Origin of the sequence: Bacillus sp. 7884-1, from assembly GCF_002272245.1 — a bacterium.
Lineage (GTDB): Bacteria > Bacillota > Bacilli > Bacillales > Cytobacillaceae > Neobacillus.
This window is the reverse complement of the sequence record NZ_NPDD01000019.1, coordinates 15,219-36,497: the sequence shown is the minus strand read 5'-3', so window position 1 is coordinate 36,497 and position 21,279 is coordinate 15,219. Positions and strand designations below refer to the sequence as shown.

Genomic DNA, 21,279 nt, shown 5'->3' with positions numbered 1-21,279 from the left:
CTCGCACTTCTCTTAGTGCCTAGTTTTGTTTGTTACCTTCATATAAACGAAAGGATTTCATCTTTCTGCTTTTGAAAAACACTTCTTCCTAATTCACTCAGTTCGTCCATATACTTTACTTCATCAAACGGAACTTCCTCACCTAAATCCTCATTGATACGCAGGTAATGATCCTTAAGCAGCAGCTGACAATGATAAGAAACTGATTCCGAAGATAGATGAAGAGCTAAATCAAGGAGTTTGGGTGTTACTTTCATGGAAGGAAAATGAAATGGAAGCCATTTATTAATTCCCCAGTACTTTTCCTTGTCGTTTGTAAAATCTATGTTCTGCAGTCCTGTGCCAATTGATAGGATGTTGATTTCTTCCATACTTTTATTGAAAAAATGAATGGCCTCTGTCACGCAAACCAATGAAGGGTTATTCGCCCAAAGTCCGCCATCAATGGATAAATATTGATCACCTATTTTGTTTGGAGGAAAATAAACAGGTGCTGAGCAGGATGAAAGGACAGCATCCCAAAGTTTAATCGATAAATCTTCACTTTCAGGATGACCATAGTTTGAGCGGTGAATAAACGGTTTTCCATGAGTAATGTCCACTGCTGGAATAAGAAGTGGTTTGGGAATATCCTCCATTTCCACTTCACCAAATGCTTTTTTTAAAAGGTGTCTTAGTGATCGGTCACTATAGACACTTTTAAAAAGCCCAACCTTTGCCTGTCTAGTAAAAATCTTTTCACCATAGTACTTGTAACTTTCATATACTTCCTTCATGTTTTTATTTAGCGAAACAGAAGCGGCGATTATTGCCCCAGTACTTGTACCAGCCACTACATCAAACAGTTCTCCAACAGGATGACCCACTTCTTCTTCTAATTCTTGTAAAATGGCTATAGCAAAAATACCTCGAATTCCACCGCCATCTATACATAGTAATTTCATTACATTTCACCTAAATTTAACCTTCTTTTTACTACAGTTTGCCCTTCCTTCACTTCGCTTATCACGTGTAATCTTTTATATTTCTTCTTGCTAGCATTTATTGTTTCCTTTGTTTGGGCAATCGCTGAAATCACTGATCCGACAGCTTGAATCCAGCCCCCATCTTCCAAAGAATTACCGCCCATCGATTTACTTATAACAAATATATACAATGGGCGGATTGTTGTTAACCTTTATTAGATTCATGACATAGCTAACAAAAGACCTCTTTCGATTAATACAGGAAACTCGTCGTGTAAGAGCTTTATCTCTTCAAGCTGTGTTTTGAGCAATAACTGTTTTTCCGGCAACAGATTATTTTTCTCCAACAACTCTATTACCTCAATCCTTAATAACCAATCTTCCTTATAATCTGTTGTTAATTTTTCAATCACTTCTGTTAAAACAACTTCAATGTCAGGATCAGCATTATCACGGATATTTCTAACTTTCCCATACAATTGTTCCAACTGAGATAATTCTCTTTTAGCCAGCGATTTCGTCTCTACTTCTTCCAAATCCGCATAAAATTGCTCTGAATCCGCTGCTCCAGCAAAAACAGAAGAAATTTTCTCTCCAATTGCCAAATCGTACGTACCCCAATCGGGTTGGAATAAAGTTTGATGAGCAAATGAAACCGTACAATCTCTTAAAGAGATGAGCAGGAGATTGTCATCTTTTCGAATCCATTGTACTGGAGTCCCCACTAACTTAACTCCACTTTCATATTCAAGGGTACAAACTTTACCAATCTCCATTCCAATTTCTTTAAGCTCTGCATCCGTAAGCTTCTCAAGAGGTTTTATCATGTTTACGATTAGCCCAATTGGAGCACCAAAGCCATCCTGGTGTGTCGTTTTTCCGTGTCCGCTTAATTCAGTATTGTCAAATGCCAATGCTGAGGGACCATCTGTTTGGATGTAAATTGCTTCACCATTTCCATCCTTTAATATATTTCGTAAAGTACCCGTCAGCTGTAGTCCCGAGCTATATTCAATTGTTGCGGTATGATTCGAACGAAGTGCTTTGTCTAAGCCCCGAGTTCCTCCAACTTTAAAGGCCATGGTTTCCGAAAATTCATTCACAGCATGTATTAATTGATCAAAGTTGTCACATACAAAAAGCTGTGGCTGTGGTTTGGTAATATCAAAGCCAGTTTCAATAACCGTTTGCAGGTCAAAAGGAATTTTCTGAACTGAATCTGTTAAACTACTTCTTCCCTCAGATACAGAAGATAACAATCCTGCACCATAAATTTGCGGTTGGTCGACACTTCCAATCAGTCCGTATTCAACCGTCCACCAATATAAACGCGATATCTGTTCGGCTTCTGATAATTCGGTTACCTGTGCTTGTTTTTCTTCAAAATTAGCTTTCGCTGCATCGATTTCTGCTTTTGTTGCTTTTCCACTTTCTAACAAATTCGAATAGGTCCGAACAGCTTCAAATAATTCATGTTCCTCACTTGTAGCAAGCGCTTTAGATCCGATTTGACCAAATAACTTTACATACTCTGAGAATTTATCTTCACAAAGGATCGGTGCATGACCAGCCGCTTCATGGATGATATCGGGTGCCGGTGTATATTGAATGTTTTCTAGTTTACGAATATCAGAGGCAATCGGCAGGATACCATGTGCTTGAAAGTCGAAGAAAATAACGCCTGGTATAAAACCATCAATATTCGCTGCTCCCCAGCCGAAGGGCTTTAACGCTTTATTCATATCCATTACATTGGGGATCTTCTCTACGGAAATCCCTGAAGCCTTTAACCCGCCAACATAGGCTTGATGGGCAGTATCCTTTAAGTAGTTATGGTTTTGTCTCATCACATAACGCCAAACAGCATGATCAATGGGTGTGTATTTTTCATATTGCTGGTCAACCACATATTTTTGTAAATGTCTCGGAATTTTCCTTGTTTTCCCCATATAGAAACCTCTCCCTCTAGAAGAAAATTAACTTTTCGTTTGTAAAAAAAATTCATCATATTTTGCAGCTAATTCAAAATCTAAAGCTGTTAAACCCCTTGCATTCCATGAAGAAATTCTTACTGACACGACCTTATAGTCTATTGAAATAAAAGGGTGATGGTTAACCTGCTCTGATTGATTTGCAACAAGGTTTACAAAATCAATTCCTTTTAAATAGTCTCGGAAACGATACTTTCGCTCTATCCATTTTTCATCTGTTAATCTCCAATCAGCTACAGAGGATAATTTTTCTTGAACCTCAGCAGGTGTTAATTTTTCCATTATCTTCACTCCTTTACATAAATAAAGCGTTTACATTTTTAAAAGTCAAATTTACAGTCATCAATTAATAGTATTCAATTAATACTAAAAAAACACTGACAATCTGTTATCAATTTATTGAACAAGAAAAAATCCAACTGATGTCAGCTGGATTTTTTCTTGTTCATTATGGATTAAACGTTACATCGATTTGAACGATTTCAGAACGTGATCCAATTCGGAGTGGCAGTCCCCAAACACCATAACCCGATGAAACAATCGATTGCAGTTCCCCTTTCTTCAGGTAACCCCAATCATTTTCAAATATCATGTTCGTAAACAAGTTTCCTGGTGCAACCTGGCCTCGATGTGTGTGACCGGAGAGAATCAGGTCCACTCCATTTTTTTCAGCGATATCTAAATCATAAGGCTGGTGTTCTAGCAGAAACACGGGTTTCTTAACATCAACCTGCTTCATTAATGCGGGAAGCTCAGCTCTAACAACATCCTGATATCCTCGGTCTTTTCTGCCCACAAGAACAATCCCTTTAGGAAGGTTCAGCACCTCATCATCTAAAACCTTCATTCCACTGTTATTAAAAACCTTTACTAAATCTACCTCATCACGATCATGATTTCCTAAGGAAGCATACACAGGAGCTTCGATTTGTTTTAGAATATCTGGAATACCTTCTTCAAGAAAAGGTGTAATATCGTCATCGATAATATCCCCTGGAAAGAGGACTAAATCAGGTTGTTGATTATTGATGTACTCCACTAATTTCTTTGCCTGTCCACTTCCGGATAAATCCCCAAAATGCATATCAGAAGCCATGATAATTTTCAAGCTTTGTTTCCCTTCTACCTGCTTCGGTATAATAATCTGATATGATTTCGCTTTAGGACTGTAAGCATTAAACATTCCGAAAAAGAAGGAGCAAACAATCACAATCAGTACGGTGTATCCTGTCCTTTTAACAAACTTTTCTTTCTGGATATTTGTAAATCTTCTTAAAAATACGGCTATATTGGCTAAGGGGAGCAGCATTATTAAAAAGTAAAATAACGACAGCCACGCTGCACCAAGCCAAGTCAAAAATAAACTCTCATCTAACCATCGTGAAAAAACAAAAGAATATGCGAAAATTACCAGTACAACCCAGAATATTATTTTTATACTCTTTCTGTCACCACTAATGTTTTTTAACCAAACCCATATATTGTACCCAATGTAAAAAATCAATAAATTATATAGTAGGATAATTCCTATTCCAATAGCCCACACAGAAGTGAATCTCCTTTACACTAGAAGTCTTACTACCATTAGACAATATTCGAACTTAATTAACAATAAATTTGGTCTCCAGTTTACCATTTATTTGCAAGGCGGATATTACCATCACTTCTTCCTCTCATTTTTTGATACAATTTTAAAGTCAGAGAATAATAGGGAGGAATACAATCTATGAAGAAAAGCAAAATCCTCCTAGCCCTGGTAATCTTACTTACCTTTACAGGGGGAATTTTCACAGGAGTCTTATATTCAAAAAATAATACAGAACTAGCGTCGAAACCGCTTAAAATAGAAAAAGCTCCAGAATCAAATAAAACCCTAGAAGAAAAAGCCATTCCAGAGGAGAGTTTAGAGGAATCTAAAGTGTTATTGGGTTATGTACAGGATTTTCGTGATCCGAATGTGGTTGATTATTCAAAGTTAACACACGCAATCTTCTCGTTTGCTCACCCAACACCTGATGGAGGGATATTGCTAAATGGTGATTCAGCCATCAATAATTTAAGAGCTATGGTTAAGGAAGCTAACAAACACAATACAAAAGTAATCTTAGCGGTAGGAGGCTGGTTTCATATAAATGGCGGGGAATCCTACGAACCATTTAAAGCAGCCATCAGCAATCCTGACTCTAGAACAAAACTAGTAAACGAACTTACAGGTATTGTAGACCGTGAACATCTTGACGGTATCGATATCGATTTCGAACATCCTCGTTCAAAAGCAGACGCCGCAAACTTGGCAGCATTTGCTAAAGAGCTAAGTGATCAGCTTCATCCAAAAGGGAAAGAGCTTTCTATTGCCGTTTATGCAAAAATTCATGCGGTGACAGGCACCGAAATGGGTTTTGTTGTTTATGAGCCTTCAACCTTCCAGCATGTTGATCATGTGAATATTATGGCCTATGACGGTCAGTGGGATGGCGGTTATAATGCTGCCAATTTATCTCCTTATCCGTTTACGGAGAAAATAGTAAACTATTGGGCTAATTTGTTTGATCAAAACAATCTGCCGAAAGAAAAGCTTGTTTTAGGAGTTCCTTTTTATGCTCAGCCTGAAGACCCCGCTATTAAACAAGTTTCATATTCTGCAATTATCAATAAAGACCCAGCAAATGCTGCCAATGATACAGTGAGTATGAACGGAACGACATATCATTATAATGGTGTTGAAACGATTAAAAAGAAAACGAATTTAGCACTTGGTCACGGCTTTGGCGGGATGATGCTGTGGGAAGCTGGACACGACAGCAAGGGAGCTTACAGCTTAACAACAGTGATATTTGATGAACTTTCAAAAACAAGTGATGTTCTCGCAAAGAAATAATAAAAGGCTGCACACTCTTATCTTGAGTTTGCAGCCTTTCTTTTATGCTTGTAGGTTCAGTAATCTTTCATTAACATCTTCTTCCGTTAATCCATGCTGAGCAACATAACGATTTCGTGGATGTGTTCTGCATTCATGTGAACAGCTGCGTAAATGACGGTGTTCATTCTCCTCAGAACAAAGAATCTTTTTGTTACACTCAGGATTTGCACAGTTTACATAACGCTCACAAGGCTCCCCTGTAAAATAATCCTTCCCGACAACCACATGCTCCTTTTGATTTATTGGGACGCTGATACGCTCATCAAACACATAGAGCTGACCATCCCATAATTCTCCTTGAACTTCTGGGTCTTTTCCGTATGTTACAATTCCGCCTTCTAATTGTGATACATCTTCAAAGCCTTCATTTAATAGCCAGCCTGAAAATTTTTCACAACGAATTCCACCAGTACAATAGGTAAGAATTTTTTTGCCTTCAAATTCTTCTTTATTTTCTCGAATCCAATCTGGAAGATCACGGAAATTCAAAATATCCGGGCGGACAGCGCCTCTAAAATGACCTAAATCGTATTCATAGTCATTTCGAGCATCAATCACAACAGTATCTTCTCTTTGCATAGCTTCGAAAAACTCTTTCGGTTTTAAGTGCTTACCTGTTGTAACATGAGGATCAACATCGTCTTCTAGACGTAATGTAACAAGCTCAGGACGAAGACGAACACGCATTTTTTTGAAAGCATGCTCAGTTGCTTCATCAATTTTAAAGATGGTACCTGCAAATAGCGGGTGCTCATCCATCCATTTCATATAAGCGTCCGTTTGCTCAGGTGTACCTGACACCGTACCGTTAATACCTTCTGCAGCAATAATAATCCTTCCCTTTAAACCTAACTCATTACAAAACTCAAGATGCTCTTGCTGCACTTCTTCAGGATTTTCTATCGTGACATATTTATAATATAATAAAACTCTAAATTCTTGATTCATATATACCACCTTATTAACTTTTATACATTACTTATATTAATAACCGAATTATTATATCAATAATCCTACATATATTTCAATTGATAAGAATTATTCTAACTTATAAAAAAATAACACTAACGCTGTGTTAGTGTTATTTTTGGCTATCAACTAAATTGCCATACGCTATGACTTAGGTTCCCATATCGGAAACTACGGTGTAATAGTTTCGCTTTTTTGTTATCATCTGCTGCTCCCATTGCGTAAAAAATTGGAACGAAGTGTTCATTTCCATATGGAGGTACAGCATATTGTGCATTCGGAGCAAGTGAATCATACTTAAACAATGAATCCGTGTCCCACGTGTGAAGATGATGGGCTAACCAATCATCAAACTCTAGTGCCCATTGATCAATTTGCCCATTGTCTGCAAAATTTACTGCTCGCAAATTATGAACTGTTCCCCCGCTGCCAATAATTAAAATATCCTTAGCACGTAATGCACCCAGTGATTTTCCAATTTTATATTGTTCTTCTGGAGTAAGAGCAGGGTTAACAGACATCGCTATGACAGGAACATCTGCATTTGGGTAAAGTAAGCGAAGCACCACCCAAGCACCATGATCCAAGCCGCGTTTGGTCTCTACGTCAAAAGGGATACCATTTTCTTTGAACAAATCAATAATTTCATTAGAAATTTCCTGTGAACCTTTAGCTGGATATTTAATGGTATATAGCGCTGGGTCGAATCCACCGAAATCATAAATGGTGTCATATTGGTCTACTTCGCTTACTTTTTGTGCTCTATACTCCCAATGGGCTGAAAATAAAACTATGGCCTTGGGGCGAGGTAAAGACTGTCCCAGCTGATTTAAAAATTGAGTATACTCATTGTTTTCAATCGCAAGCAATGGTGCACCATGAGCAATAAAGAGTGATGGCATCATTGTATGAACCCCTCCTATATTATAGTGATCGTGCTTCGTTTTTTTGACCTTTGAAAAGAACTTTATCTAAAGCAAACATTTTACTGTCGTTAATCGCAATAAATAATGCCATAACTAGTAGTGCTAAATCTAATTCCCAACCGGCACCTTGACCATTTCCTAAAAAGCCGCCAGCTAATTTCACTTTGACCGTCGCCCCAAGCAACATTAATACAAATAATGCTGATACAATTCTGCTACCTAAACCAACCACTAAAGCAAGTCCTCCAACCATTTCTAACAGGGCAACTCCATAAGCAAGGGCACCTGGCAGGCCGATTGAATCAAACCATCCAACAATATTTTCAATACCGCCTTGGAACTTCACTAACCCATGGACAAAAAACGTAACCCCTAATACTAAACGTAAAATTAATGTACTTACCTCAAATTTTTTCATCATTTTTCTACCTCTCCTTAAATAAATTAGTTTTCTATATTTTGTAATAACCAGTTCGTAAAATCTTGAAGGTTTTTCAAAGAAACACTATGTCCTTCTGGGTAGGTGTTAAATGTAACATTTGCACCTAATTGGCGAAAATATTCGTAATTGGCGACTCCCCATTCGTATGGAAGAACTTGATCCATTTCCCCGTGTGAGATAAATAGTGATACTTCATCCACAGACTTGATTGAATACTCTTCTTTTACGAAAGCAGGAATGTAACCACTTAAAGCAACAATGCCTTTTATTTTACTTCCTAACGTCAATCCAAGCGTCATCGCTAAAATCGCACCTTGGCTAAACCCTAACAAGTATAAATGAGATGTATCAAGTTGATACTGTTCGCAAGCATAGTCAATAAAGCTTGTCAGCTTACTTACACCTTCATCAAACACTTCTCGGTGTGGTTTGCCATAGCCTTGAATCGTGAAGTACGCAAAGCCTGGAGGCTGCGAGAGATTACCACGAATACTGAAAATGTAAAACTGTTCTTCCAACCCATTTACCAAAGACAGCATGTTTTGCTCATTACTGCCGATACCATGCATAACAAACAACGCAGGATATTTTTTTTCTGGGTCGATGTGTTTTGGACGGCGCAACTCATAAATCATTGGTGCATTCATATATATCATCCTTTCTGTGTATATTTATAGTTAATAAAGATTCATATTAAGAAACATATTCACAAAAAAAATTAAATGTTTCTATATATGAACATTTGTTGCTTATAGGATAACAGCGATTCAGGTGGATTGTCAATGATATTTTTGCTAATATATAAATATGTTCTATATTAGGAAACTATAAAGGGTGATTAAACTGGATATCGGCGCAAAAATTCGAGCCATTAGAAATCGAAAAAAAATCACAATTGCTCAAATGTGTGAAGGGACTGGCCTTTCAAAAGGGTTCATCAGTAATGTAGAAAACAATAACACCTCCCCATCCATTAGTACGCTGCAAACCATTGCAGGCTATTTAGAAGTACCTTTACCTTACTTATTATTAGAAAAAAAACAACATTTACGCGTGGTCAGGAAAGACGCAAGGACTATGACTACGCTTAATCAGCTAAAAATTGAAACCATTTCTTCAATGGGTGGTTTGAGCTTAAGAAGTGTAGAGTTTCCACCGGGTGCTTCTATTGGAGACGCCCATGCGCATGAAGGGGAAGAATGTCATTTAGTGCTAGAAGGGAAAGTTTTAGCAGAGCAAGGGGAGGAATCTGTTATCTTAGAAGAAGGTGACTCCTTCAGCTGGAATGCAAGTGTTCCACATACAGTGAAAAATATCGGGGATTGTAAAGCGGTAGTTTTAATAGCTGTTTATTCAAATACCGAGTTTAGGGATTAACCTCGATTTTACTTCTGAGAGTATACAAAAATAATACTGCAGTTAAACAGAGCATTTTATTTCAAAAAAATGCTCTGTTTATAAATTTAAGGTTATTTAAAATACTGCGCGAATTGATCGATAACTTTTATACTTTTCCTTAGTAACGTATCAAACATAACCATAGTAACTTTAGCATCTGTAATATGTTCATCAAATTGATTATAAATATCCTGTTTAAAAACGAAGCTAGTATTCCCTAAAAATTCTGGACGGGTAATAACTTTTAAATGATCTCCTAATGTTGCTTCCTTTAAGTACAAAACCTCCATTTTTAAAACAACCGTTCCAATATCCATTTCTTGAAAGTCATTTAAAGATAAACCGCATTTTTCATACCAATTTACCCGAGCATCCTCCAAAAATTTAACGTATCTACAATTATTTACATGCCCTAATGAATCTATATCTTCTTTTTGTGTTTGAAGTGTAAAAATAGTTTCCATACCTGACCTCCTGACAAAACCTCTGAACCACTATGCAAAGTATAGAATTATAACCCCTGGTAATACCATGTACCATCCTGAATAAATTTTTCACATTGGTTGTTTAAATATAAATACTCCAAGTGAGCAAGTGTTTCCCCGACAGCAAATCGAGTTTCATGGATATTCAAATTTCGAAACAACTGTTGATTAACCTGATAGATGGTTGCTGGCTGCTTAATAGCCTCATACGTCTCCGCTAATCTTTCAAGATGGTGTACCAATAATTCTTCAATTCTTTGATTGGCATTTCTAAATGGCTTGCCATGAGATGGAATACAAAAGTCAACGTCTAAAGATTTAATTTTTTCCAAAGATGTCATAAAGGATTGTAGTGGATTTCGATTACCACGGAACCAGTATGAAATATTTGGTGAAATTCTTGGTAAAATATGATCAGTTGAAAAGAGGACACTATTCTCTTTATTAAACAATGTGATTAACCCATCAGAATGTCCTGGTGTAAAAATAACTTCATATTCGTATTTGCCGAATACGATTTTCATTCCTTCTTCCAGGTAATGTTGAATAGTTGGGTAAGGTTTTACTTGCGGGTTAAAGCTTTTTTCATCAGTCGTTAATACCTGAGATAAATTTTCAGGAAGCCCGCACTTGTTATAGTTGTCATTTACAACATCTATAGAATCTGGTTCCCAATAAGTTAATCCAGCTTCTGCATCAATTTCAGACATCCACAACTCTGCATTTGTAAGCTGTTGGAGGGAACCAGCATACCCAAAATGGTCGGGATGGTAATGCGTTAGAATGATGTCGGAAACATCATGTTTTTCTATAATAGGTCTCCAAATGTCTCTAGATACTTCATTATTTAATCCTGCATCGATGATGGTCCATCCTCTAGTCCCTTCTGCTATAAAGCAATTTACATGATTAAGGCGAAAAGGCAGCGGGATGGTGACTTGTGTTACACCAATTTCATTTAACAAAAAAACTACACCTCCCTCTAATTTTCTATTAATTTGTAAAAGAAATAAGCAGCAAAAAAGACTCTTTTGCTGCTTATTCCCCACCTATTCTCACTCGCTAATTCTTTCAATAATTGTTCCGTTCGCCATACCGCCGCCTTCACAAATTGCCTGCAATCCATAACGGCCGCCTGTTCTTTCTAATTCATGCATCATTGAAATCATCAATTTTGCACCAGTCGCCCCGAGTGGATGTCCCAGGGCAATGGCTCCTCCATTTGGATTTAATTTCTTTGGATCAGCCTTAATCTCTTCTAACCAGCACATTGGTACTGGTGCAAACGCTTCGTTTACTTCGTAGGTGTCCATATCGTCAATTGTTAGACCAGCTTTGGCTAAAACCTGTCTAGTCGCCTCAATTGGACCAGTCAGCATTAATGTTGGATCAGATCCTACTACGGAACGGGCAACAATACGGAATCGCGGTTTAAGACCTAATTCCTCCGCTTTTTCCCTAGACATTAATAAAACAGCTGCAGCACCGTCACTCATTTGGCTGGCGTTTCCTGCATGAATTTTTCCATCTTCTTTAAAGACTGTTTTAAGCGTGGACAACTTTTCTACAGTGGAACCCTTACGAGGTCCTTCATCCTGCTTCACTACCACCGTACTACCATCCTCTAAAGTCACTTCTAAAGGCATAATCTCTCTGTCAAATCTGCCCTCTTCTTGTGCTATTAGTGCACGATTATGGCTTTCAACAGAAAATTCATCTAATTGAGTGCGAGTAAATCCCCATTGATCCGCAATTCTTTCCGCAGATAAGCCTTGGTGAATCATTTCATATTTAGAAGTAAGGGTTTCACTCCAGCCTGATTGCTTACGAGTTGACCCTAGTGGAACACGTGTCATACTTTCTACCCCACCTGCAATGACGATATCCATATCGCCACTGAGAATGGCTTGGGAAGCAAAGTGAATCGCTTGTTGGCCAGATCCGCACTGACGATCTAAAGTAGTTGCTGGTACATGGATTGGAAAGTCTGCCATTAGTGTTGCAGTACGTGCAATATTCATGCCTTGTTCCTCCACCTGGGAAACACAGCCTAAGATTACGTCCTGCACGATTCCTGGAGAAATGCCAGCACGATTTACTAATTCTTTTAATACCTTTGCTGCGAGTTCATCTGGACGAACTGAACTCAATAGCCCTTTTCTTTTTCCAACCGGTGTACGAACTCCTTCAACAATCACAACTTCACGCATTTTATCTTCCTCCAATGTGTTTTATATTTTTTATTTAATGTTGATTTATCTTGGTGCCATACGTATGGCGCCATCTAATCGGATGGTTTCGCCATTAAGCATGACATTTTCGATGATAGACTGAGTTAATTGTGCATATTCAGAAGGACGTCCAAGTCTTGAAGGGAATGGAACCTGGGTTTCCAAGGCGGCTTTAGCCTGTTCAGACAATGAACCAAAAAGTGGTGTTTCAATTAATCCAGGTGCGATGGTCATGACTCTAATTCCAGACTTCGCTAAGTCGCGGGCAATAGGCAATGTCATACCAACTACGCCGCCCTTAGAGGCACTGTAAGCAGCTTGACCAATTTGACCGTCAAAGGCTGCAACAGATGCCGTATTGATGATCACTCCTCTTTCTCCTTCTTGATTCGGCGAATTATTTACCATTTTGGCAGCTGCAAGGCGAATGACGTTAAAAGTGCCAATTAAATTAATTTCAATTACCTTTTTAAAATTATCAAAACTATGTGCTTGATTTCTACCTACTGTTTTTTCAGCAACTGCAATACCCGCACAATTCACCACCGTATTGATGCTGCCAAATTGAGCAATGGCAGCATTGATGGCATTTTGAACATCTTCCTCGCTCGTAACATTTGTTTTGTAGAAAACAGCATTCTCCCCTAATTCTTCTGCTAACCTTGTTCCTCTATCTTCAGAGAGGTCAAGAATAGCGGCTTTTCCGCCGTTCTTCACAATATTTCGGACAGTTGCTTCTCCAAGTCCCGAAGCACCACCCGTTACCAAAGCAATGGAATCTTGTATTCTCATATTCCTATCCCCTTTCTCATGATCATTCTCATTCTAAAAACCTAGGTCATTCAAAATTTCCTTTGTATGTTCCCCAAGTCCAGGCGCATGCCGTCTTGTACGAACAGTTGAATTTGATAGTTTTATAGGATTTCCTATTTGTTTGATTACTCCCACATCTGGATGTGTGATATCTTCAATCATTTGACGATGTTTAATTTGTGGATGATCTGCGAGTTCTTCTGGAGTTAAGACTGGGGAGACACAGGCATCAATACCCTCAAAAAGCTCGAGCCATTCTTCTAATGTTTTTTGATGGATGGCTGCTTGAACTTCCTGCTTCATTAAGCGCTGCTGTTCTTGGGGTTCATCTAGTTTTTCTATCAGTTCTTCCTTACCGATAACCTTACAAAAATTCTTCCAAAACTTATATTCAAGTGCTCCAACGGAAATGTATCGATTGTCTTTTGTTCTATAAATCTCATAACATGCTTTCCCCCCGTTTAAGGTCAGTTCCCCGCGATTTGGCATCTCACCGGAAGTCCAATAGTTTGGCAGAATCGTATGCATCCATGAAAGTGCACCATCAAGCATCGAGATATCTACAAACTGACTGGTGTTAGATTTCTTTGCATCGATGATAGCAAGTAGGATACCAATAGCAGCCATCAACGCTCCCCCTCCAATATCACCAATTTGAACGGATGGGATAAGTGGTTTTTCATTCGGAGCGCCTTGCAAATGTAAAAGTCCTGAGTAACTCAAGAAATTTATATCGTGCCCTGCCTCTTTTGCGTATGGACCAGTTTGGCCATATCCTGTTATCGCACAATAAATCAGTTTTGGATTATGTACCTTTAATTCCTCAAACCCGAGCCCTAGCCGATCCATAACACCTGGACGGAATGATTCAATCAGGACATCTGCAGTTTTAATTAAAGAAATAAAAGCCTCTTTATCCTTTTCGTCTTTAAGGTCAAGGGTAATGCTGCGTTTATTGCGGTTTAGTGAGATAAACATAGCACTTTGATCATCGTTTACCTTTGGTTCGTACCAGCGGGAATAATCCCCACTTTTAGGGTCTTCCACCTTTATCACATCTGCACCGTAATCAGCAAGTAATAATGAGCAATAGGGCCCAGGAAGAAGCCTTGTGAGGTCAAGGACTCGAATACCTTCAAGAGGTAACAAACTATCATCTCCTTAATAACAAAATACCTTGTATGACACCGTTTACATCTCTATTTTAAATAATAGCAATTTTCTTAAAATTTTACAATGAATTTATTTTTTGAACCTATGTTTAAATTCCATTGATTTTTCAGTATAGCTGACCTATATTTAAACAAAGGGAAAAAAAAGATAATAGTTGAAAAAATATATACAGATTACAAGTTTGATAGGTTAGGAGGTTAAATCATGTCTTCTTTTAGAGCGCTGAAAATGGCGAAAAAAAAGCAGGAGATCCTTCGTTCTGCTGCGGCGGTTCTTGTTGAAAAAGGATACCAAGGAACGACGATGGAGGAAATTGCCGCCAAACTTCTCATGACAAAAGGATCAATGTATTATTACTTTAAAAATAAGGATGACCTTCTGTATCAATGTCATTTAATGATTATGGAGATCTGTCTTGATGGAATTGAGAAAGTTATCGATAGTGAACTGACTCCAGTCGAAAAGCTAAGAAACGCAATTAAAGAACATATTCTACTCGCTACTAGTGAGAAATCTATGTTCATGGCTCTATCAAAGCCAAATCATAATTTTTCTGATGAACAACTTAAGGAAGTCCTCGAGTTAAGAAAAAGTTACTCTCAATATTTTGATAGAATTATTCATGAGGGCATTGGTAAACAAGTGTTTAATCATGTAGATGTTAAAATGGTACGTCTAATTATTTTAGGGGCACTTAACTGGATTCAAGAATGGTATGATCAAAATGGTCCTCAAAGTGCAGAAGAAATTTCTGAAGCCTATGCTTCATACTTATTAAAAATGTTAATGAAAGAAAATAAATAAGTTAAAAACCCTCTATGGCATACATGGAGGGTTACTCGCTCAACCTATTTTTTCTTCATTCTCTGGATTTAATAGTACTCTTTTGTTAGATGTAATCGGGGTAAGGTTGGATCTTTTTAATAAATAGTTTAAATGATCCAGTGGCATTGACCCATGTCCTTTACCATCATCAAGTGTAAATTGAATCGTTATCCCATTGTTTGTCGTTACCGTTAATGAATCTGCAGAATTAAAATTCCCTTTTATATTCTGAGATATTTGATATTTCATTCCTGTTTCAATAGACATTTGCTATCTCCTTCGCAAGTATTTAGTTATAGTATTCTCCGATTATTTTTATTCATACAAAAATATTCCATTTAGCCTCATTCAAATCTGGTTATTAAAATAAGATGTGATAGAATATCATTATCTGTGAGGGAGGTGTGAGTATGGAAGGTTTTAGTCATTTACTGAAAGAGCAGCGGGATTTTTATCTATCTGGAAAAACAAAAGATATTTCATTCCGAATAGAAGCATTAACTTCATTAGGAAACATGATTCGCTCGCATGAAACGGAAATAATGGCAGCACTTAAAAAGGATTTGAATAAGAGTGACTTTGACTCTTATATTAGCGAAATGGGAATTTTACTTGAGGAGATTCGCTTTACTCTCAAACATATTAGAGAATGGACTCAGCCTAAAAAAGTTAAAACAGCCCTAACCCAAATGGGATCTAAGGGATATATATATTCTGAGCCTTATGGGGTGGCATTGATCATATCTCCTTGGAATTATCCTTTACAATTAGCCATTGCTCCTCTTATTGGTGCCATTGCAGCGGGAAATTGTGCTGTACTAAAACCCTCTGAACTAACACCAGAAACGTCAAGGCTCATGACAGAGATTATCAATAAAACCTTTCCACAAGAATACGTATCCGTTGTCCAAGGTGACGCCGATACCACTCAGACCTTATTAAAAGAAAAATTCGATTATATATTCTTTACTGGAAGTGTTTCTGTAGGAAGGGTCATTATGGAAGCGGCCGCAAAACACTTAACTCCTGTTACTCTTGAACTAGGAGGAAAAAGTCCTTGCATCGTTCATCATGATGCGAATCTTAAATTAGCAGCAAAACGAATAGCCTGGGGCAAGTTTATCAATGCTGGTCAAACATGTGTAGCCCCTGATTATTTATACGTACACAAAGACATTAATGAAGAATTTATTAAAATATTCAAACAGAGTATTAATGAGCTTTATGAAGATATCGTCAAAAATGGTGAATTTACGAGAATCGTCTCTGAACGTCATTTTAATCGTGTGACCGGCTTACTCTCGAGTGGAGAAATCCTTCATGGCGGCAATTATTCTATCGATACTCTTACAATTGAGCCGACAGTCCTTGGCGGAGTCACTTGGGATGACCCTGTGATGCAGGAGGAAATTTTCGGCCCTGTCCTCCCTGTCCTTGAATACGATAATGAAGCAACCATGATTCATAAAATAAATGAACACCCTAAACCTTTGGCTCTTTATATTTTCTCTGAAAGCAAAGAGTTCCAAGGAACCATTTTAGACTCTATCTCTTTTGGCGGAGGATGTATAAACGATACCGTTATTCACCTTAGTTCACCATATCTTCCTTTTGGTGGTGTCGGTGAAAGTGGAATTGGCGCCTACCATGGCAGAGGAAGCTTCGATGTCTTCTCCCACCATAAAAGTATCTTAAAACAAACGACTACCTTTGATTTACCATTTAGATATCCAAATCGTAAAGATGCACTAAAACAAATTAAACGTTTTATTAAATAATTGCGGATAAAAGCCTTGCAGATTACATTCTGCAAGGCTTTTGTAGAGTATCTTTATAGTTTTATATTAAACCCAACCTCTGAATTGAGATGCTTCTGCTACTTTCTTAATCCCAACCATATATGCAGCTAACCGCATATCAACCTGATGGGTCTGAGCCTGTTGATAAATTGTGTCAAAAGAACTAACCATTACCTTCTCAAGCTTTTCCATGACCTCTTCTTCAGACCAATAGTAACCCTGATTGTTTTGCACCCATTCAAAATAAGAAACCGTAACCCCGCCTGCACTTGCAAGAATATCCGGAACAAGAAGAACTCCACGCTCTGTTAAAATCTTTGTAGCTTCAAGAGTGGTCGGTCCATTTGCTGCTTCAACCACAATGCCCGCTTTAATGTTAGCAGCATTCTCTTCGGTGATTTGGTTCGAAATCGCAGCAGGTACAAGAATATCACATTCTAATTCTAGTAATTCCTGGTTGCTGATTGTGTCCGTAAATAGCTGAGAGAATGTACCGAAACTATCTCTTCTATCAAGTAAATAATTGATATCAAGTCCGTCTGGATCATAAACTCCGCCGTATACATCGGAAACAGCGACCACTTTTGCACCAGCGTCATGCATAAATTTAGCTAGGTAGCTGCCTGCGTTTCCAAATCCCTGGATAACCACTCGAGCTCCCTGAAGCTCTTTTCCAATTTTCTTAACTGCTTCATTAATACAAATGGTAACACCACGGGCAGTTGCGGTTTCACGTCCATGCGAACCGCCTAATACTAGGGGTTTACCAGTAATAAATCCTGGTGAATCAAATTCACGTAAACGACTGTACTCGTCCATCATCCATGCCATGATTTGAGAGTTTGTATAAACATCCGGAGCTGGTATATCTTTTGTTGGTCCTACGATTTGACTGATCGCACGCACATAGCCGCGGCTTAATCTCTCAAGCTCTCTGAAAGACATCTTCCTTGGGTCACAGATGATACCGCCTTTACCGCCACCATAAGGAAGGTTAGTAATCCCACACTTTAAACTCATCCAAATCGATAAGGCTTTTACCTCCGCTTCATCCACATCAGGATGAAAGCGAACGCCGCCCTTTGTTGGTCCAACCGCATCGTTATGCTGTGAACGGTATCCGGTAAAGATTTTAACTGCACCATCATCCATGCGAACTGGAATTCTAACTGTCAATAATCGAATCGGTTCTTTTAATAGTTCATACATTTCACTATTGTAGCCTAGCTTCGTTAATGCTTCCTGTATGACCGTTTGCGTAGAGTAGTATAAGTTTAAAGATTCTTTTTCCTTTTGCTGTTCTTTTGACATTTCATTCATCACAGTCTTAACAGACATGTCCTACACCTCGTAGTTTAGTAATATGGAAATATAATTCTTAAGCTAAAACCTTAGTGATTTTCTCAACGGCCCAATCAATTTCTTCCTTCGTAATAATAAGCGGAGGCGCGAAGCGAATAACGGTATCATGTGTTTCTTTACATAATAAGCCCTCTTCTTTTAATTGCTCGCAGTATGGTCTTGCTTCTTCAGTAAGTTCTACACCTATAAATAAACCTCTGCCTCTAATTTCTTTTATTGCAGGATTATTAATGGTTTTTAATTGTTCTAGGAAATAAGTACCTAATTCAAGAGAACGGTCTGCAAGTTTTTCTTCCTCGATTACTTCTAATGCGGCAAGCGATACAGCACAAGCAAGTGGATTTCCTCCGAAAGTAGAACCATGTGAACCTGGATTAAATACTCCCAAAACATCAGAATTAGCAACAACACAAGAAATCGGGAATACTCCGCCACCAAGTGCTTTTCCTAAAATTAACATATCAGGGTTAACTTCTTCCCATTCGGTCGCGAACATTTTTCCTGTTCGAGCTAAACCAACTTGAATTTCATCTGCTATAAATAATACGCTGTTTTCTTTACATAGGTCAGATGCCGCTTTTAAGAATCCTTCAGGAGGCAAGATAATTCCTGCTTCACCTTGAATCGGTTCGATTAAGAATGCTGCCGTATTTGGAGTGATGGCTGCTTTTAATGCCTCAAGATCTCCATAAGGAATTAACTTAATTCCTGGAAGCATTGGACCAAATCCACGCTTATATTCAGGATCTGATGATAAGGAAACAGCTCCCATTGTCCTTCCATGGAAGTTACCTGTACAAGCAATAATTTCAGCTTGATTCTCAGCTATTCCTTTTACATCATAGCCCCAGCGTCGAGCAGCTTTAATGGCTGTTTCAACTGCTTCAGCACCAGTATTCATTGGAAGTGCCATTTCTTTATTCGTTATTTTACAGATTTTCTCATACCAAGGACCAAGCTGGTCATTATGGAAAGCACGTGACGTTAATGTTACTTTATCGGCTTGGTCTTTTAATGCTTGTATGATTTTAGGATGACGGTGACCTTGGTTTACTGCAGAATAGGCACTTAACATATCCATATAGCGGTTTCCTTCTGGACTTTCAACCCAAACTCCCTCTGCCTTAGATACCACGATTGGCAGCGGATGATAGTTATTTGCACCAAATTTTTGTGTTTGCTCGATGATTTCAGTTGTTTTATTTAAAGTAGTAGTATTCATTTAGTTTCCTCCTTATAGCGTTTCAGATGTTGTTTTAGCTTGCATATGAAGCAGTAAATAATCAGGTCCTCCAGCCTTTGAATCGGTTCCTGACATATTGAATCCGCCAAATGGCTGATAACCTACAATAGCACCTGTACATGTACGGTTAAAATAAAGATTTCCTACATGGAATTCCTCACGAGCACGTTCGATGTGCTCACGGTTATTAGAAATTAAGGCACCTGTTAGACCGTAGTCTGTGTTATTAGCAATTTTCATCATATGATCGAAATCACGAGCTTTCGAGAAACCAACAACTGGTCCAAAAATCTCTTCTTGCATAAGTCGAGAATTTTCATCTAAATCTGCGACTATCGTTGGTTGAATAAAGTAACCCTTGGAGTCATCGCCTTCTCCGCCAGTCATTAATCTGCCTTCTTGTTTACCGACTTCGATATAATTCATGATTTTTTTAAATGATTTTTCATCAATCACTGGACCCATATAATTAGATAGGTCTTCTGGGTTACCAAGTGTAAGTGTCTTTGTGAAGGCAACAGCTTTTTCAAGTACTTCATCATAAACATCTTGATGAACAACCGCTCGGGAGCCTGCTGAACATTTCTGGCCAGAAAATCCAAAAGCCGAGTAAACAATGCTTGCTGATGCTAATTCTAAGTCAGCTTCTTTATCGACAACAACCGTGTCCTTACCGCCCATTTCAGCAATAACGCGTTTAATCCAAATTTGCCCCGGATTAACTTTTGCAGCTCGTTCATTGATTCGGCAGCCTACCTCACGGGAACCAGTGAAGGATACGAAACGAGTTTTTGGATGATCCACTAGATAATCTCCAATTTGAGCTCCGCTTCCAGGTACAAAGTTTAATACTCCATTCGGTAATCCTGCCTCATGCATAAGCTCTACAAATTTTGCAGCTACAATTGGTGTTGAGTTTGCAGGCTTGAGAAGAACCGTGTTTCCAGAAACAATTGCTGCAACAGTTGTTCCAGCCATAATTGCCAATGGGAAGTTAAATGGTGAAATAATGATTCCAACACCTAGTGGAATATAGTGGTATTGATTATATTCTCCATCACGGCTTTGAACAGGAAAACCTTCTTTAATACGCAGCATTTGACGACCGTAATACTCGATAAAATCAATAGCTTCTGCAGTATCGGCATCCGCTTCTTTCCATGGCTTTCCTGCTTCTTTTACAAGATAAGCAGAAAATTCATGTTTACGGCGACGTAACATAGCTGCGGCACGGAATAGGATGTTTGCACGGTGCTCAGGCTTCCACTTTTTCCAAGATTCAAATGCAGTTAATGCCGTTTGCATTGCCTTTTCTGCAAGTTCTTGGTCTGCCATAGAAACACTTCCGATGACTTCTTCTTTATTTGCTGGATTAATAGACTGAATTTTTTTATCAGTTGTAATAGACTCTCCGCCAATTACAACTGGATATTCCTTTCCTAGCTGAGATTGAACGTAGGAAAATGCTTGTTGAATTGCTTGTTTATTAGTTTCATCTGCAAAATTAGTAAATGGTTCATGCGTATACGGTTTCATTCATTTTTCCCCCTTGGTGTTTGTTCAAAATATAAATTTGCAAGTATCGTGCCAAACATAAAATGCTTTATTAATAAGGTTTTTATATTAGTAACCGCAAAAAAATTTTGCGCAAAATTATTATTTATTTAAAAATGCAAAATTATTTTGCACTGTTTTGTATTTTCTGTTTTAATAGAAACATAAACAATAAGGGGAATA

The 21,279-nt window shown here is 38.2% G+C and carries 22 protein-coding genes; 4 read left to right on the top strand and 18 right to left on the bottom strand.

The genetic code is table 11. The features are described 5' to 3' along the window. Nucleotides 1-38: 38 nt before the first annotated feature. The 5 genes from CHI06_RS02705 to CHI06_RS02690 form a co-directional block, all read right to left on the bottom strand. Nucleotides 39-944 carry a CBASS cGAMP-activated phospholipase gene (locus CHI06_RS02705; RefSeq protein ID WP_095246883.1) on the bottom strand — a complete coding sequence of 302 codons (906 nt, stop codon included), beginning with the start codon at nucleotides 942-944 and terminating at the stop codon, nucleotides 39-41. Beyond that, on the bottom strand, nucleotides 944-1,114 hold the full coding sequence (locus CHI06_RS29605; RefSeq protein ID WP_179292515.1) for a hypothetical protein: 171 nt from the start codon (nucleotides 1,112-1,114) through the stop codon (nucleotides 944-946). The genes CHI06_RS02705 and CHI06_RS29605 overlap by 1 nt, the downstream gene beginning before the upstream one ends. Nucleotides 1,115-1,186: 72 nt before the next feature. Then, entirely contained in the window at nucleotides 1,187-2,914 is a 1,728-nt protein-coding gene (locus CHI06_RS02700) for an aromatic amino acid hydroxylase (protein WP_095246882.1), read from the bottom strand. A gap of 27 nt (nucleotides 2,915-2,941) precedes the next feature. Then, complete coding sequence (locus tag CHI06_RS02695) at nucleotides 2,942-3,238, bottom strand: 4a-hydroxytetrahydrobiopterin dehydratase (protein ID WP_095246881.1); 297 nt, start codon at nucleotides 3,236-3,238, stop codon at nucleotides 2,942-2,944. Nucleotides 3,239-3,404: 166 nt separating this feature from the next. Continuing rightward, the gene (locus CHI06_RS02690) at nucleotides 3,405-4,313 is read right to left on the bottom strand and encodes a metallophosphoesterase (RefSeq protein WP_257009145.1); all 909 of its coding nucleotides are present in this window, start codon (nucleotides 4,311-4,313) and stop codon (nucleotides 3,405-3,407) included. A gap of 369 nt (nucleotides 4,314-4,682) precedes the next feature. Here CHI06_RS02690 and CHI06_RS02685 point away from each other — a divergent pair, with 369 nt between their 5' ends. Next, the gene (locus tag CHI06_RS02685) at nucleotides 4,683-5,834 is read left to right on the top strand and encodes a glycoside hydrolase family 18 protein (RefSeq protein ID WP_095246879.1); all 1,152 of its coding nucleotides are present in this window, start codon (nucleotides 4,683-4,685) and stop codon (nucleotides 5,832-5,834) included. A 42-nt stretch (nucleotides 5,835-5,876) separates the two neighbouring features. Here the strand turns inward: CHI06_RS02685 and trhO are convergent, their stop codons facing one another. The 4 genes from trhO to CHI06_RS02665 form a co-directional block, all read right to left on the bottom strand. Beyond that, nucleotides 5,877-6,824, bottom strand: a complete 948-nt coding sequence (trhO, locus tag CHI06_RS02680; RefSeq protein ID WP_095246878.1) for an oxygen-dependent tRNA uridine(34) hydroxylase TrhO — start codon at nucleotides 6,822-6,824, stop codon at nucleotides 5,877-5,879. Nucleotides 6,825-6,970: 146 nt separating this feature from the next. Then, the gene (locus CHI06_RS02675) at nucleotides 6,971-7,750 is read right to left on the bottom strand and encodes a DODA-type extradiol aromatic ring-opening family dioxygenase (RefSeq protein ID WP_095246877.1); all 780 of its coding nucleotides are present in this window, start codon (nucleotides 7,748-7,750) and stop codon (nucleotides 6,971-6,973) included. A gap of 19 nt (nucleotides 7,751-7,769) precedes the next feature. Further along, nucleotides 7,770-8,192 carry a DoxX family protein gene (locus tag CHI06_RS02670; protein WP_095246876.1) on the bottom strand — a complete coding sequence of 141 codons (423 nt, stop codon included), beginning with the start codon at nucleotides 8,190-8,192 and terminating at the stop codon, nucleotides 7,770-7,772. A gap of 23 nt (nucleotides 8,193-8,215) precedes the next feature. Then, nucleotides 8,216-8,860 (bottom strand): alpha/beta hydrolase, encoded by a 645-nt coding sequence (locus tag CHI06_RS02665; RefSeq protein ID WP_095246875.1) that lies wholly within the window; start codon nucleotides 8,858-8,860, stop codon nucleotides 8,216-8,218. Between the two features lie 196 nt (nucleotides 8,861-9,056). Here CHI06_RS02665 and CHI06_RS02660 point away from each other — a divergent pair, with 196 nt between their 5' ends. After that, entirely contained in the window at nucleotides 9,057-9,590 is a 534-nt protein-coding gene (locus tag CHI06_RS02660; protein ID WP_095246903.1) for a helix-turn-helix domain-containing protein, read from the top strand. Nucleotides 9,591-9,682: 92 nt separating this feature from the next. On the opposite strand, the gene CHI06_RS02655 is transcribed toward CHI06_RS02660, so the two are convergent. The 5 genes from CHI06_RS02655 to CHI06_RS02635 form a co-directional block, all read right to left on the bottom strand. Next, nucleotides 9,683-10,075 carry an acyl-CoA thioesterase gene (locus tag CHI06_RS02655; protein WP_095246874.1) on the bottom strand — a complete coding sequence of 131 codons (393 nt, stop codon included), beginning with the start codon at nucleotides 10,073-10,075 and terminating at the stop codon, nucleotides 9,683-9,685. 47 nt (nucleotides 10,076-10,122) lie between these two features. Continuing rightward, nucleotides 10,123-11,061 carry an MBL fold metallo-hydrolase gene (locus CHI06_RS02650; RefSeq protein WP_095246873.1) on the bottom strand — a complete coding sequence of 313 codons (939 nt, stop codon included), beginning with the start codon at nucleotides 11,059-11,061 and terminating at the stop codon, nucleotides 10,123-10,125. A gap of 90 nt (nucleotides 11,062-11,151) precedes the next feature. Continuing rightward, nucleotides 11,152-12,306 carry a thiolase family protein gene (locus tag CHI06_RS02645; RefSeq protein ID WP_095246872.1) on the bottom strand — a complete coding sequence of 385 codons (1,155 nt, stop codon included), beginning with the start codon at nucleotides 12,304-12,306 and terminating at the stop codon, nucleotides 11,152-11,154. A gap of 45 nt (nucleotides 12,307-12,351) precedes the next feature. Then, nucleotides 12,352-13,119 (bottom strand): 3-hydroxyacyl-CoA dehydrogenase, encoded by a 768-nt coding sequence (locus tag CHI06_RS02640; protein ID WP_095246871.1) that lies wholly within the window; start codon nucleotides 13,117-13,119, stop codon nucleotides 12,352-12,354. 33 nt (nucleotides 13,120-13,152) lie between these two features. Further along, entirely contained in the window at nucleotides 13,153-14,289 is a 1,137-nt protein-coding gene (locus CHI06_RS02635) for a CaiB/BaiF CoA transferase family protein (protein ID WP_095246870.1), read from the bottom strand. Nucleotides 14,290-14,517: 228 nt separating this feature from the next. Between CHI06_RS02635 and CHI06_RS02630 the strand changes: the two genes are divergently transcribed. Then, the gene (locus CHI06_RS02630) at nucleotides 14,518-15,117 is read left to right on the top strand and encodes a TetR/AcrR family transcriptional regulator (protein WP_095246869.1); all 600 of its coding nucleotides are present in this window, start codon (nucleotides 14,518-14,520) and stop codon (nucleotides 15,115-15,117) included. A gap of 39 nt (nucleotides 15,118-15,156) precedes the next feature. Here the strand turns inward: CHI06_RS02630 and CHI06_RS02625 are convergent, their stop codons facing one another. Further along, nucleotides 15,157-15,405: a hypothetical protein gene (locus CHI06_RS02625; protein ID WP_095246868.1), complete on the bottom strand. Its 249-nt coding sequence runs from the start codon at nucleotides 15,403-15,405 to the stop codon at nucleotides 15,157-15,159. A 143-nt stretch (nucleotides 15,406-15,548) separates the two neighbouring features. Here CHI06_RS02625 and CHI06_RS02620 point away from each other — a divergent pair, with 143 nt between their 5' ends. After that, nucleotides 15,549-16,916, top strand: coding sequence for an aldehyde dehydrogenase (locus CHI06_RS02620; RefSeq protein WP_095246867.1), 1,368 nt, complete (start codon nucleotides 15,549-15,551; stop codon nucleotides 16,914-16,916). 66 nt (nucleotides 16,917-16,982) lie between these two features. Here CHI06_RS02620 and CHI06_RS02615 read toward each other — a convergent pair whose 3' ends face one another. The 3 genes from CHI06_RS02615 to pruA are packed head-to-tail and all read right to left on the bottom strand — an operon-like array spanning nucleotide 16,983 to nucleotide 21,078. Further along, nucleotides 16,983-18,257, bottom strand: coding sequence for a Glu/Leu/Phe/Val family dehydrogenase (locus CHI06_RS02615; protein ID WP_095246902.1), 1,275 nt, complete (start codon nucleotides 18,255-18,257; stop codon nucleotides 16,983-16,985). A 58-nt stretch (nucleotides 18,258-18,315) separates the two neighbouring features. Then, nucleotides 18,316-19,521: an ornithine--oxo-acid transaminase gene (locus CHI06_RS02610; protein WP_095246866.1), complete on the bottom strand. Its 1,206-nt coding sequence runs from the start codon at nucleotides 19,519-19,521 to the stop codon at nucleotides 18,316-18,318. A gap of 12 nt (nucleotides 19,522-19,533) precedes the next feature. After that, nucleotides 19,534-21,078 carry an L-glutamate gamma-semialdehyde dehydrogenase gene (gene pruA / locus CHI06_RS02605; protein WP_095246865.1) on the bottom strand — a complete coding sequence of 515 codons (1,545 nt, stop codon included), beginning with the start codon at nucleotides 21,076-21,078 and terminating at the stop codon, nucleotides 19,534-19,536. Between the last annotated feature and the right edge of the window lie 201 nt (nucleotides 21,079-21,279).

Coding starts and splice junctions, on each gene's coding strand:
- CHI06_RS02700 (WP_095246882.1), bottom strand. CDS start 2,914: ATGGGGAAAACAAGGAAAATTCCGAGACATTTACAAAAATATGTGGTT.
- CHI06_RS02645 (WP_095246872.1), bottom strand. CDS start 12,306: ATGCGTGAAGTTGTGATTGTTGAAGGAGTTCGTACACCGGTTGGAAAA.
- CHI06_RS02610 (WP_095246866.1), bottom strand. CDS start 19,521: ATGAATACTACTACTTTAAATAAAACAACTGAAATCATCGAGCAAACA.
- pruA (WP_095246865.1), bottom strand. CDS start 21,078: ATGAAACCGTATACGCATGAACCATTTACTAATTTTGCAGATGAAACT.
- CHI06_RS02630 (WP_095246869.1), top strand. CDS start 14,518: ATGTCTTCTTTTAGAGCGCTGAAAATGGCGAAAAAAAAGCAGGAGATC.
- CHI06_RS02705 (WP_095246883.1), bottom strand. CDS start 944: ATGAAATTACTATGTATAGATGGCGGTGGAATTCGAGGTATTTTTGCT.
- CHI06_RS02640 (WP_095246871.1), bottom strand. CDS start 13,119: ATGAGAATACAAGATTCCATTGCTTTGGTAACGGGTGGTGCTTCGGGA.
- CHI06_RS02615 (WP_095246902.1), bottom strand. CDS start 18,257: ATGAATGAAATGTCAAAAGAACAGCAAAAGGAAAAAGAATCTTTAAAC.
- CHI06_RS02655 (WP_095246874.1), bottom strand. CDS start 10,075: ATGGAAACTATTTTTACACTTCAAACACAAAAAGAAGATATAGATTCA.
- CHI06_RS02675 (WP_095246877.1), bottom strand. CDS start 7,750: ATGATGCCATCACTCTTTATTGCTCATGGTGCACCATTGCTTGCGATT.
- CHI06_RS02620 (WP_095246867.1), top strand. CDS start 15,549: ATGGAAGGTTTTAGTCATTTACTGAAAGAGCAGCGGGATTTTTATCTA.
- CHI06_RS02670 (WP_095246876.1), bottom strand. CDS start 8,192: ATGATGAAAAAATTTGAGGTAAGTACATTAATTTTACGTTTAGTATTA.
- trhO (WP_095246878.1), bottom strand. CDS start 6,824: ATGAATCAAGAATTTAGAGTTTTATTATATTATAAATATGTCACGATA.
- CHI06_RS02665 (WP_095246875.1), bottom strand. CDS start 8,860: ATGAATGCACCAATGATTTATGAGTTGCGCCGTCCAAAACACATCGAC.
- CHI06_RS02625 (WP_095246868.1), bottom strand. CDS start 15,405: ATGTCTATTGAAACAGGAATGAAATATCAAATATCTCAGAATATAAAA.
- CHI06_RS02695 (WP_095246881.1), bottom strand. CDS start 3,238: ATGGAAAAATTAACACCTGCTGAGGTTCAAGAAAAATTATCCTCTGTA.
- CHI06_RS02685 (WP_095246879.1), top strand. CDS start 4,683: ATGAAGAAAAGCAAAATCCTCCTAGCCCTGGTAATCTTACTTACCTTT.